The sequence below is a fragment of the Rhodanobacter terrae genome, from assembly GCF_042657005.1.
Classification (GTDB): Bacteria; Pseudomonadota; Gammaproteobacteria; order Xanthomonadales; family Rhodanobacteraceae; genus Rhodanobacter; species Rhodanobacter terrae.
Window position 1 is genome coordinate 105,524 of sequence record NZ_JBHSNG010000008.1, and the last position, 12,630, is coordinate 118,153.

The following is a 12,630-nucleotide window of genomic DNA, read 5'->3' on the forward strand; positions in this document are numbered from 1 at the left end:
CGCCATCACCATCCATGACCGCCCAACTCAACGTCACCACACACAGCTTCACCGATTGCCAGGCGCAAGCCGTGGCGCTGGCCGAACGGGTCGCGGTTCGCCTGCGTGCCGCGCTGATCGAACGCGGGCGCGCCGTGCTCGCGGTCTCCGGCGGCAGCACGCCCAAGGAATTTTTCGCCCGTCTCTCGCATGCGGCGCTCGACTGGGCGAACGTGCAGGTCACCCTGGTCGACGAGCGCTGGGTGCCGGACAGCGACGAGCGCTCCAATGCGCGGCTGGTGAAATCGCTGTTGCTGCAACACGCCGCCAGTGCCGCGCAGTTCGTGCCGCTGTACACCGGAGCGCCGACGCCGGAACAAGGGCTTGCCGAGGCCGACGCGCGCATCGACGCCCTGCCGCTGCCATTCGATGCGGTGATCCTGGGCATGGGCGACGACGGCCACACCGCCTCGTTCTTTCCCGGCGGCGACCATCTGGCCGAGGCGCTGGATCCGGATGGCCGCGCCCGCGTGCTGCCGATGCGTGCGCCCGCTGCCGGCGAGCCGCGCATCACGCTCAGCCTGCCCACCGTGCTGGAGACCCGCGCGCTGTATCTGCTGGTCTCCGGCGAAAAGAAACGCGACCTGCTTGCCGATGCGCGGCTCGGCCTCGATACCGCGCGGAACTACCCGGTGCGCGCCGTGCTGACCCAGCAGCGCGTGCCGGTGGCGGTGTACTGGTGCCCGTAGGAGCACACCCTGTGCGCGATGCTCTTGCGGCTATTCGGTCATCCCATGGGCGGGCCAGACCCGCCGTTCGCGCACAAGATGCGCTCCTACACCCTCGGAATGAGTCATGAACACGCTGCATCCTGTTGTCGCCGAAGTCACCGAACGCCTGCGCGAGCGCAGCCGCGAGACGCGGGCGGCCTATCTCGCGCGGATCGACGCGATCGATCGTAGCGGCCCGCAGCGCGAACACCTGTCCTGCGGCAACCTCGCACACGGCTTCGCCGCCTGCGGCAGCGAGGACAAGGCCGCCCTGCGCAGCGGCCGGCGTGCCAACCTCGCCATCGTTACCGCCTACAACGACATGCTGTCCGCGCATCAGCCGTACGAGCGCTATCCCGCATTGATCCGCCAGATCGCCCGCGATGCCGGCTTCACTGCTCAGGTCGCCGGCGGCGTACCGGCGATGTGCGACGGCATCACCCAGGGTCGCGCCGGCATGCAGCTGTCGCTGTTCTCGCGCGACCTGGTGGCGATGGCCACCGCGGTGGCGCTGTCGCATGACATGTTCGACGGCGCGCTGTACCTGGGCATCTGCGACAAGATCGTGCCGGGCCTGCTGATCGGCGCGCTGAGTTTCGGCCATCTGCCCGGCGCGTTCGTGCCCAGCGGACCGATGCCCAGCGGCATCCCGAACGAACAGAAATCGAAGGTGCGCCAGGCCTGGGCCGACGGCAAGGCCAGCAAGGCCGAGCTGCTCGAAGCCGAAGCCGCGTCGTACCACACCGCCGGCACGTGCACCTTCTACGGCACCGCGAACTCCAACCAGATGCTGATGGAGATCATGGGCCTGCACCTGCCCGGCGCCAGCTTCGAGGCACCGGACACGCCGCTGCGCGACGCGCTCACCGCCGAGGCGGTTCGGCGCGTCGCATCGCTCAGCGCGCTGGGCGAGCACTACCTGCCGATCGGCCACATCATCGACGAACGCGCCATCATCAACGGCGTGATCGGCCTGCACGCGACCGGCGGCTCCACCAACCACCTGCTGCATCTGGTGGCGATCGCGCACGCCGCCGGCATCCAGTTGCGCTGGGACGATTTCGACGCGCTGTCCGGCGTGATCCCGCTGCTGGCTCGCGTGTACCCGAACGGCTACGCCGACGTGAACCAGTTCCACCAGGCCGGCGGCATGGCGTTCCTGATCGACCAGCTGCTGGCCGCCGGCCTGCTGCACGGCGATGTCGACACCATCTTCGGCAGCGGCATGGACAGCTATGCGCAAGTGCCCCATCTCGACGACCACGGCGCACTGCACTGGAAACCCGTCGACAAGCAGAGCGGCAACCGCGGCGTACTGCGCGGCACCGACGAACCGTTCCGCGCCGACGGCGGCCTGCGCATGCTGCAGGGCAATCTCGGCCGCGCGGTGATCAAGGTGTCTTCGGTACCGGACGACAGGTTGCTGATCGAGGCTCCGGCCATCGTGTTCGAGGACCAGGACGAAGTGGCTACCGCGTTCAAGCGCGGCGAGCTCAATCGCGACTTCATCGCGGTGGTGCGCTTCCAGGGCCCGCAGGCGAACGGCATGCCGGAACTGCACAAGCTCACCCCCACGCTGGCACTGCTGCAGGATCGCGGCCACCGCATCGCGCTGCTCACCGACGGACGCATGTCCGGCGCTTCCGGCCGCGTGCCGGCGGCGATCCACGTCACGCCCGAGGCGGTCGCCGGCGGCAATATCGCGAAGATCCGCAACGGCGACATGATCCGTCTCGATGCGGTGAACGGACGTCTGGACGTCCTGATGGAACAGCACGAACTGGATGTGCGCCTGCCGCATACCACCGACCTGTCCACCCAGCACAGCGGCATGGGCCGCGAGCTGTTCGGCCTGTTCCGGCAGGCTGCAGCCACCGCCGATCTCGGCGCCGGCGTGCTGTGAACAATCTCCGCAGGAGCGCACCCTGTGCGCGAACAACCCGGTCGTGTCGCGGCACGATTCGCGCACAGGTGCGCTCCTACACAAAACCCACCAGCGAGTGACCTCATGAGCGGCATCGAACTCAAGCAGCAACAGATCGAAACCACCATGCGGCTGGCGCCGGTGATACCGGTGGTGGTGATCGACGACGTACGCGCCGCGGTGCCGATGGCCCGTGCGCTGGTGGCGGGCGGCACTCCGGCGATCGAGGTCACCTTGCGCACTTCGGCCGCGTTGGAGGCGATCCGTGCGATCGCCGCCGAAGTGGAAGGCGCGATGATCGGCGTCGGCACCGTGCTCAGCGCACGCGACTTGAAGGCTGCACAACAAGCCGGCGCACGCTTCGCGGTATCGCCCGGCGTGTCGCCGCACCTGCTCGATGCCGCCGACGACAGCGAATTGCCGCTGTTGCCCGGCGCCGCCACCGCCAGCGAAGTGATGGCCATGCTCGAGCGCGGTTATCGCCACCTGAAATTCTTTCCGGCGGTGCCGGCCGGCGGCCACAAGCTGCTCGGCGCGTGGGCCAGCCCGTTGCCGCAAGTCCGCTTCTGCCCCACCGGCGGCATCAGCCTCGCCAGCGCACCGGATTTCCTCGCTCTGCCGAACGTGATCTGCGTCGGCGGCTCATGGCTGACCCCGGCCAACCTGCTTGCCAACGGCGACTGGCCCGCGATCGAACTGCTGGCACGCGAAGCCGCCGGCCTGCGCAAGTCCGGATAATGCCGCCTGCCAGATAGCCGACGCGACGATCACCCGCACACGCTTGTAGGAGCCCGCTAGCGGGCGATGCCGTTGCTCTGATGTCTGGGAGATTTAAAGCAGCAGCATCGCCCGCTAGCGGGCTCCTACCTGCAGATCCAGACGTGCCATTACCGCCTCGGTGACGCGGGCGCAGCGCTGGCCCATGAACGGGAACGCCTCGCTCATGGTAACGGCCAGAGTGCCTTGCAACGAGGTGCGCAACAGGCGGCGGGCGCGATGCAGGCGGGTCTTCACCGTCTCCGGCTTGATCGCCAGCAAGGTGGCGGTTTCCTCGACCGTGCATTCCTCGATCTCGCGCATCACGTAGACGGTGCGGAATGCCTCGGGCAATTCGTCGATGGCGTGTTCGAGCAGATGGCGAATCTGGGCGCGGGCAGCGGACACGGCTGGATCCTCATTGCCGAATTTCGAGGGAAACCGGATGACGTGATGCGTATCGTCCGGTGCGGCGTCGATCTGCTCCAGCCCCACCATGGTATGGCGCTTGCGCAGCCGGCCGCGTGCCTCGTTCAGCACGATGCTGGTCAGCCAGGTCAGCAGGGTCGAATCGCCGCGGAACGTGTCCAGCTTGTTGTAGGCACGCATGTACGATTCCTGCAGTACGTCTTCGGCTTCCGCATCCTCGCCGACCACGCTGCGTGCGATACGGAACAACCGTTGGTTGCAGCGCTGCATGATGTGTCGGAACGCTTCGCGCTGGCCGCTGCGGACTTGCGCCACCAGGGCGTTGTCGTCCAGCGCGGCGTAATCGACAGGTACCAGTCGGACAGGCGATGTCATGGTTCTCTCCTTCTACACCTGATCGGATGCGGCGGCATCGCCTGAGGTTCCCGGCTCATCCTGCCAGCTGCGCCAGGATCTCGCGGCGTTGCGGCTCCTGCGCGAACTGCCCCAGCAGGCGCCGGGTCAGCATCGACACTCCGTGCAGGCGCACCCCGCGCGAGGACAGGCATTCGTGGCTGGCCTGCACGATCACCGCTACCCCATGCGGTTGCAGCACGTGCGCCAGCGTGTCGGCGATCTGGGCGGTCAGCCGTTCCTGGATCTGCAGGCGTCGGCCGCAGGCCTCCACCAGCCGTGCCAGCTTGGAAATGCCGACTACCCGCCGGTTCGGCAGATAGGCGATGTGCACCACCCCGCGGATCGCCGCCATGTGGTGTTCGCAGGTCGACTGCAGCGGGATATCCCGCAAGACCACCAGGTCGTCGTACCCACCGACTTCCTCGAACGTGCGGCTGAGCAGGCTGGCCGGATCCTGCCGGTAGCCGGAAAACCATTCCTCATAGGCACGTACCACCCGCGCCGGCGTGGCCAGCAGGCCTTCGCGTGACGGTTCGTCGCCGGCCCAGCGGATCAGCGTGCGCACCGCCGCTTCCGCCTCGGCCCGCGACGGGCGCGCGGCTTCAGGGGCGACGGAAGCCGCCATGGCAACGGCGGCGGAGATGAGCTGATCGGATTCGAGCATGGCTGCGGATTCGGTAGTGGGTGACACCGATCCGATGCAGCGGCCCGCGACGAGGTTCCCGGCGGTGGCACGCAAAAGCCGGAACCTGTCCGCCGCTGCTGCATCTCATGGACGCAGGCTAGGGCGCGGCCGGTTCGACCGCGACCCTCGCCGCATTCGTTCGTCCATTTCAAGGAGACAACACTCATGAACAAGCCACTGCTCGCTCTCGCCCTCGCCTTCGGCATCGCTTCCGTTGCCAACGTGCAGGCCCAGACCCCGGCCGCTAGCCCCGCCCCGGCCATCAACGACGCGCAGATCGCCCACATCGCCTATACCGCCGGCGAGATCGACATCACCGCCGCCAAGCAGGCGCTGAAGAAATCCAGCAACAAAGACGTACGCGCGTTCGCCGAGGAGATGGCGCGCGATCACGCCGCGGTCAACCTACAGGCACTGGCACTGGTGAAAAAGCTGGGCGTGACGCCACAGGACAATCCGACCAGCCAGTCGCTGTCGAAGAATGCCGCTGCCGAAATCAAGAAACTGGCCGCACTCAAGGGGAACGCGTTCGACAAGGCCTACGTCGACAACGAGGTGGCGTACCACAAGGCCGTCAATGGCGCGCTGAGCGATACGCTGATACCGTCGGCGCAGAACGCGGAACTGAAGTCGCTGCTGGAAACCGGACTCAAGCTGTTCCAGTCGCACCAGATGCATGCCGAGCATCTCGCGCAGAGCCTGAAGTAAGGAACACACTATGCTCCGCACGATGATTCTTCTCGCCGGCTTGCTGGCGCTGACCGGCGGTATCGCGCCGGCCAGCGCTGCCAGCAACGCGAAACAGACGGCGACGACGCAGGCTCATCGCGTGCATGTGATCGTGATCGACAAGATGCAGTACGGCCCGATGCCGACCGACGTGCGCGCCGGCGACATCATCGAATGGACCAATAAAGACATCCTCGAACACAGCGCCACCGCACGCGACGGTCGCTTCGACGTCGACCTGAAACCGGGTGCCAGCGGGCGCATCACCGCCACTGCCGGCACGCTCGCGTTCTTCTGCAAGTTCCACCCCACCATGACCGGCACACTGGTAGTCAAGTAAACCGGCAGGGACTCTGAAGCCCGCTTCGGAGGTTGCGTCGCCGTGTGTCCGCACGCGGCGACGCGACGCTGGTCGACCTGCTCTATCCCATCCCACGTCCGGCCATGGCTTGATCAGTTGCCGACGACAGCCTGCTTGACCGGCTTCACATAGGTATTGAACAGCTCGTCGATCCGCCGGTATTCGTCGTGCCACGAATCCGCATGCTCGAAGGCATGCCGTTCCATCGGATACAGCGAGATCCAGAAGTTGTGCTTGTGCAGCTCGATGAAGCGCTGATACAGGCGGATCGAATCGCTGGTCATCACGTTGTCGTCGATCAGGCCGTGCTCGATCAGCAGCGGATCGCGCAGGTTCGCCGCAAACTCGATCGGCGAGCTGGTCCGGTACGCCGCGGGATCGAGTTGCGGATCGTTGAGGATGTTGGAGGTGTATTCGTCGTTGTAGCTGGTCCAGTCCGATGGTGCGCGCAGCGCGGCGCCGGCAGCGAATTCGCCGGGTGCGCGCAGCAGCGCCATCTCGGTCATGAAGCCGCCGTAGCTGCCGCCATAGATGCCGACACGCTTCGCATCGACGCCATGGTTTTTGACCAGCCACGCCTTGCCGTCCAGCAGGTCTTCCAGTTCCGGGTGTCCCATCTGGCGGTAGATCGCGGTACGCCACGCGCGGCCGTAGCCTTCCGAGGCGCGGTAGTCCATGTCCAGCACCACATAGCCCTGCTGCACCAGCAGGTTGTGGAACATCTGCTCGCGGAAGTAGTACGTGGACGACAGCGTGACGTCCTGCAGATAGCCGGCGCCGTGCACGAAGATCACCGCGGGGCGTGACGCTGCAGCGCTCTCGTCGGCCGGCCCGTAGTACTTCGCGTAGATCACCCCGGCGCCGTGCGAGGACGGCACCTCGACGATCTTCGGCGCAATCCAGTCATGCGCGGTATACGCCGGCTTCATCGTGTTGGTCAGCTCGCGCGCCGCACCGCCGCCGCTAGGCTGCACCGCCAGCTGCGCGAACACGTACGGCGAGGAATGCAGCACGGCGAGCCGACTGCCGTCGGGCGACAGCTTGAAGTCGTCCATGCCCTGGTAGTTCGTGATGCGGCTGAGCGCACCGCCGCCGACCGGCAGGCGATAGACATCGTAGCTGTACGGCGCGACCTGGTTGGTGCGCACGTAGAACCACTTGCCGTCGTCGCTGAGCAGCGGATGGCTGACTTCGTAGTGCCCGCTCGTCAGGGCTCGTGCCTTGCCGTCCGGCGTCTTGGTGTAGAGCTGCGACCAGCCGGTCTCCTCGCTCATGTACCACAACGTGCGGTTGTCCTTGAGCCAGCCGAAATCGTTGAAGTTCCAGTTGATCCACGCGTCGTCATGCAGACGCTGCTGGTCGACCAGTGCGTGGCGGCCGAAATCGACGCTGGCGATCCAGCGATCCTTGTTGTCGATCGCACGCAGCTGCACCGCGAGATGGCTGCCGTCGTCGCTCCACACGATGCCGCCGCCACCGCCGTCTTCCGACCTGGCGATGATGCGCACGGCACGCACATCGGGTGCCTTCAGCGCTTTCGCCTGATCGGCCTTGCCGGCCTTCTCCAGCGCGGCGACCGTCTGTGCGCGGATCGTCTTGAGCGGGTCGTCTTTGATGCCAGGCAGCGTGTCGGTCTTCAGCGGGTATTGCCGGTGATCGCGCAGATCCAGCAGCAGCAGCGACTGCGCCGCAGGATCGTTGCGCCCGACATAGGTGCGCGCGTCCCTCGGCTCGGTATAGCCGCTGTCAGTGACGTAATGATTGACCTTCGGCGCTTCGCCCTTGGCGTGATCCTTGGGCACGGTGACCACCAGCATCCAGCGACCATCCGGCGATAGTTCGGTATCGATCGCCCGGGACTTGCCGCCCAGCCAGAACGGCTGCGGCGCACGGCCCGTATCGGCGGCATCCAGCGCCTTGTCCTCGTCGCGCATGGCCTGCTTGTCGGCCTTGATGTCGCGCAGGGTCTTGAACAGCTTGAGCTGCAGCTCGCCCAGATCGTCGGGCTGCCTGGCCTGCGGGTCGTCGGCGAACTTCAGCACGGCCGCCGGTGCGGCGACGCCGGCGGCGAGATCGTAGCTGTACCAGTCGTTGCCGTCACGGTACTGCAGCACGCGGCCGTCGGCGGAGAACTGCGGCGCGGACTCCTTCTGCGGCGTGCTGGTCACCTGTTGCCGGCGACCACTGGCCAGATCGACCACAAACACATCGCCATGCAGGATGAACGCCGCATGCCGGTGCGCGCGATCGAACACCGCCGGCCCGTCGGCCTGCGCCATCGCGGCCGGGTCGAGTTTCTCGCCCTGGCCGCTGGCCGGATCGACCTTGTACAGATCGCGCACCGGGCTGCCGTCGCGCTTCAGCGAGTAATACAGGCTGCGCCCATCCACGCTCCAGTACGGCGACTCCACCGCCTGCCCGATCCAGTCCGGATTGGCCATGATGGTCTCCAGGTCCAGCGGTCCCGGTGCGGGCACGGTGGCCGCCGCCAGCGGCAATACGGCGAAGGCCACAAGAGCGGCAGGCAGCAGTCGGCGCATGGATTTCCCCCAAGGCAAAGAAGCAGCATAACCGAGCGCCACAGCCGGAAGCGGCCCACCGTGCCAGAAGTCAGGCACGCGGATGCGGCAGGACCGGCTGCAGTCGCTTCGCCGGCGCGCTACCCTGCGAAACCCGATCCGTTGCGGAGTTGCCATGCGCCTCGTCTTCTTCGTCGCCGCCACGTTGTTCGCCGCCGGCGCCGTCTGTGCGACACAACTGCCGCTCTCCGAACAGAAAAGGCCGCCGCGCGATGTGTCGCTGATCGCCGGCCCCGCGCCGCTGCCGCCGCCGACGCCGCAACACGCCGACGCCAGCGTGATCCATGGCGTCACCGTGGAAGATCCTTACCGCTGGCTGGAAAATCCGGACGACCCGGCCGTGCGGCAGTGGATCAAGGGGCAGAACGCGTACACCGAAGCCGAGCTGGCCGCGATGCCGCAGGGCAAGGCGCTCACCGCTCGCGTGCAGCAACTGGCGATCACCTCGACCACGCGCTCTGGCCCCATGCTGGCCGGAGGCATGCTGTTCTACCTGCAGCAGACGCCGCCGCAGCCGCAGCCGGTACTGATCGCACAGGCGTGGCCGGGCGGCGCGGCGAAGACCCTGGTCGATCCGAACGCCGATCGCGGCAGCACCGCGATCACCGGCTACTGGCCGTCGCCGCACGGCCGCTATCTTGCCTACGGCACCGCCGAAGGCGGCAGCGAATTGACCACGATCCACGTGCTCGACGTCGACAGCGGCAGGACGCTGGACGACACGCTGCCCTGGGCCGGCGGCGGCACCACGCCGCAGGGCGTGGCCTGGGACGCCGACGAGAAAGGCTTCAGCTACGTGCGCCTCCCGCCACCGGCCGCGGGCGAGCCGGTGGAGCAGTTCAACGCCACGCTGGCGCACCACACGCTGGGCCAGGCCGCCACGGCGGATACCGTGGTGTTCGGCAAGAACTACTCGAAGGTCGCCGAATACGTGCTGGTGGATGCGCCGGGCACGGCGCAGGCCGCGGTGCTGGCGTACGACGGCGACGGCGGCCCGGCCGAGGTCTTCCTGCGTCACGGCAACCCGTTCCGGCGCGCGCTCGATCGCGCTGCGAACGTGCGCACGGCCGCGTGGGTGTCTGGACGTCTATATGTCGCATCGTTCCAGGACGCGCCGCGCGGCAAGGTCGTGGCGATCGGCGCGGACGGCAGGCCCGTGACGGTACTGGCCCAGCGCGACGGCGCGATCCAGCAGATCGCCCCACTGGGCAATGGTTTCCTGGTGGTGCGCAGCTGGGGCCCGGACTGGTGGATCGAGCAGTACGACGCCGATGCCCGGTTCGTGCGCCGGCTGCCGCTACCGGCGCAAGGTATCGGCGTGGGCGGGATCGCCTCCGAATCCGGCCAGGACAAGGCGCTGATCAGCTATGGCGGCTGGACCACGCCGGAGCACTGGGTGGAATACGACGGCCACAGCGGCACGCTGAAGACCGTGTTCGAAGTAAAACCGGCGGCCGATTATTCCAGGGTGACCGTTCAGCGCATCGACGGCACGTCGAAGGACGGCACCCGGATTCCGGTGACCGTATTGTCGATGGCGGGAATCGCGCCGAACGGTGCGCGTCCGACCATTCTTTACAGCTACGGCGGCTTCGATATTCCGATCAAGCCCGGCTTCATCGGGCCGAATCTCGCCTGGCTGGAGCGCGGCGGCGTGCTCGCCTACGCGAACATCCGCGGCGGCAACGAGAACGGCCAGGTCTGGCACGCGCAGGGCCAGCGGCTGCACAAGCAGAACGTGTTCGACGACTTCCACGCCGCCGCGCTGGCCTTGTTCGACACGCACTGGACCGACCGCGCCCACCTGGGCATCCTCGGCGCCAGCAACGGCGGCCTGCTGATGGGCACGCAGATCGTGCAGCATCCGGCCGACTACCGCGCGGTGATGGCGAAGGTCGGCATCCACGACATGCTGCGCCACGAGACCGTGTTCGCGAACGGCCGGTACAACGTCAGCGAATACGGCACGGTCGGCGATCCGGCGCAGTTCAAGGCCACCCTGGCGTATTCGCCGCTGCAGAACGTGCGGCCGCACACCGCCTACCCGGCCGTGCTGACGACCACGGGCGCCAACGATCCGCGGGTGGCGCCGTGGCAGTCGCGCAAATTCACCGCCGCACTGCAGAGCACCACCTCATCGACGCAACCGATCATGCTGCTGACTCGCATGAATGCCGGCCACGGCATCGGCGCGCCGTTCAGCCAGCGCGTCGGCGACACGGCAATCGGGCTGACGTTCTTCGCGCATGAGCTCGGGCTGCCCGGGAAATAGGCAACGGGACTTTCTCAGCTGCCGCGGAACTCGCGGCGATACATCGACGGCGTGGTGTTGAACGCGCTGTCGAAGTGCTGGCGCAAGGACAGCGGCGACCCGAAACCCGCGCGCTCGGCAATCCGCCCGACCGGCTGGGCAGTGGTTTCCAGCAGGCGCTGCGCCAGCGTGAGCCGCTGCCACAGCAACCATCGACCCACCGTGGTGCCGGTGTGCCGGCGGAAATGCCGGGTGAAACTGCGCCGGCTCATCGACGCCCTGGCGGCCAGCGAATCCACGCTGTGCGCCGCGTCCAGATGGCGCGCGGCCCAGTCCAGGGTCTTCGCCAGCGGGCCTTCGCCGGCCGAGGCCGGCACCGGCTGCTCGATGTATTGCGCCTGGCTGCCCTGGCGATGCGGCGGCACCACCAGGGTGCGCGCGATGCGGTTGCTGGCCTCCGCGCCGAACTGCTTGCGCACCACATGCAGGCAGCAATCGATGCCGGCCGCGGTACCGGCCGAGGTGAGCGCGTCGCCTTCGTCCACATACAACACGTTCGGATCGACCCGCACCTGCGGAAAGCGCCGGGCGAAATGTTCGGCCCAGCGCCAGTGGGTGGTGGCGCGGCGACCGTCGAGCAGGCCGGCCTCGGCCAGCACATAGGCGCCCAGGCACAAGCCCACGATCATCGCGCCGCGGCGATGGGCACGCCGCAAGGCGGCCAGCAGTGCGGGCGGTGCGGGTTCGTCCGCATTCCGCCATGACGGCACCACCACGACCTGCGCCCGCGCCAGCTCGGCCAGCCCGTACTTCGTGCCGATGCTGAAGCCGATCTGGCTGCGCAGTTCGCCCGGTTCGGCCGCGCATACCCGCACGTCGAACAGCTGCTCGGCACCGGCGGCCTCGCCGAATACCGCGCAAGGTACCGACAAGTGGAATGGCCGGATCCGGTCGAACGCCACGATCGCCACCCGCGTCGCCGTCGCTGTCATGCCGTCATCTCCAGGTTGGCCCGATAATGACTAATTATGGCATTCGGGCCACTCATGGCAACAGCCGCAACGGCGGATCATCTGCTCAGCGGACTCGTCCCGCCACTCGAGGTAACGTGCCATGACCCACACCCCCAACCGCGCACTCGTCGTCGTCGACGTACAAAACGAGTACGAAACCGGCGGCCTGCGTATCGAGTACCCGCCGATCGAGGGCTCGCTGCGAAAGATCGGCAAGGCGATCGATGCCGCGCATGCAGCCGGCATTCCGGTGATCGTGGTGCAGCAGATGGCGCCCGCCGATGCGCCGCTGTTCGCCACCGGCTCGCACGGCTGGCAGCTGCATGACATCGTCGCCCGCCGCCCGCGCGAGCATTTCATACAGAAGAAGCTGCCCAGCGCATTCGCCGGCACCGACCTGGGCGAGTGGCTGCGGCAGCATGGCATCGACACGCTGGCCGTGACCGGCTACATGACCCACAACTGCAACGACACCACGATCAAGCACGCGTTCGACGCCGGACTGCAGGTCGAATTCCTGATGGACGCATCCGGCAGCGTGTCCTACGCGAACCGCGCAGGCTTCGCCAGCGCCGAGGAAATTCACCGCGTATTCAGCGTGGTCGAGCAGTCGCGCTACGCGGCCGTGCTCGACACCGACGAATGGATCGGCTGCGTGACGGACCAGACCCTGCCCGAGCGCGACACCATCCACACCTCGCACCAGCGCGCCCTGGCGCTACAGGGAACACAACAGGCGACCTGAACCGACAATCGCA

Annotated in this window: 11 protein-coding genes; 7 read left to right on the forward strand and 4 right to left on the reverse strand. The window is 67.2% G+C overall.

What is annotated here, in order from left to right; genetic code table 11:
• Window positions 1–14 precede the first annotated feature (14 nt).
• From pgl to eda, 3 genes are all read left to right on the forward strand, one after another.
• Entirely contained in the window at window positions 15–728 is a 714-nt protein-coding gene (gene pgl / locus ACFPPB_RS09775; protein ID WP_377326574.1) for a 6-phosphogluconolactonase, read from the forward strand.
• 106 nt (window positions 729–834) lie between these two features.
• Window positions 835–2,652, forward strand: a complete 1,818-nt coding sequence (gene edd / locus ACFPPB_RS09780; RefSeq protein WP_377326575.1) for a phosphogluconate dehydratase — start codon at window positions 835–837, stop codon at window positions 2,650–2,652.
• A 105-nt stretch (window positions 2,653–2,757) separates the two neighbouring features.
• A complete protein-coding gene (gene eda / locus ACFPPB_RS09785) occupies window positions 2,758–3,411 on the forward strand; it encodes a bifunctional 4-hydroxy-2-oxoglutarate aldolase/2-dehydro-3-deoxy-phosphogluconate aldolase (RefSeq protein ID WP_377326576.1) in 654 nt (217 codons plus the stop codon).
• Window positions 3,412–3,525: 114 nt separating this feature from the next.
• Here the strand turns inward: eda and ACFPPB_RS09790 are convergent, their stop codons facing one another.
• Both ACFPPB_RS09790 and folE read right to left on the reverse strand, forming a co-directional pair.
• Entirely contained in the window at window positions 3,526–4,233 is a 708-nt protein-coding gene (locus tag ACFPPB_RS09790; RefSeq protein WP_377326577.1) for an RNA polymerase sigma factor, read from the reverse strand.
• 55 nt (window positions 4,234–4,288) lie between these two features.
• Complete coding sequence (gene folE / locus ACFPPB_RS09795; protein WP_377326578.1) at window positions 4,289–4,918, reverse strand: GTP cyclohydrolase I FolE; 630 nt, start codon at window positions 4,916–4,918, stop codon at window positions 4,289–4,291.
• A 186-nt stretch (window positions 4,919–5,104) separates the two neighbouring features.
• Here folE and ACFPPB_RS09800 point away from each other — a divergent pair, with 186 nt between their 5' ends.
• Complete coding sequence (locus ACFPPB_RS09800) at window positions 5,105–5,647, forward strand: DUF4142 domain-containing protein (protein ID WP_377326579.1); 543 nt, start codon at window positions 5,105–5,107, stop codon at window positions 5,645–5,647.
• A 10-nt stretch (window positions 5,648–5,657) separates the two neighbouring features.
• Window positions 5,658–6,008 (forward strand): cupredoxin domain-containing protein, encoded by a 351-nt coding sequence (locus tag ACFPPB_RS09805; RefSeq protein WP_377326580.1) that lies wholly within the window; start codon window positions 5,658–5,660, stop codon window positions 6,006–6,008.
• Between the two features lie 113 nt (window positions 6,009–6,121).
• Here ACFPPB_RS09805 and ACFPPB_RS09810 read toward each other — a convergent pair whose 3' ends face one another.
• Window positions 6,122–8,569: a S9 family peptidase gene (locus tag ACFPPB_RS09810; protein WP_377326581.1), complete on the reverse strand. Its 2,448-nt coding sequence runs from the start codon at window positions 8,567–8,569 to the stop codon at window positions 6,122–6,124.
• Between the two features lie 154 nt (window positions 8,570–8,723).
• Here ACFPPB_RS09810 and ACFPPB_RS09815 point away from each other — a divergent pair, with 154 nt between their 5' ends.
• Complete coding sequence (locus ACFPPB_RS09815) at window positions 8,724–10,880, forward strand: prolyl oligopeptidase family serine peptidase (RefSeq protein WP_377326582.1); 2,157 nt, start codon at window positions 8,724–8,726, stop codon at window positions 10,878–10,880.
• 14 nt (window positions 10,881–10,894) lie between these two features.
• On the opposite strand, the gene ACFPPB_RS09820 is transcribed toward ACFPPB_RS09815, so the two are convergent.
• Window positions 10,895–11,851: a GlxA family transcriptional regulator gene (locus tag ACFPPB_RS09820; RefSeq protein ID WP_377326583.1), complete on the reverse strand. Its 957-nt coding sequence runs from the start codon at window positions 11,849–11,851 to the stop codon at window positions 10,895–10,897.
• 121 nt (window positions 11,852–11,972) lie between these two features.
• Between ACFPPB_RS09820 and ACFPPB_RS09825 the strand changes: the two genes are divergently transcribed.
• The gene (locus ACFPPB_RS09825) at window positions 11,973–12,617 is read left to right on the forward strand and encodes a cysteine hydrolase family protein (RefSeq protein WP_377326584.1); all 645 of its coding nucleotides are present in this window, start codon (window positions 11,973–11,975) and stop codon (window positions 12,615–12,617) included.
• Window positions 12,618–12,630: the final 13 nt, after the last annotated feature.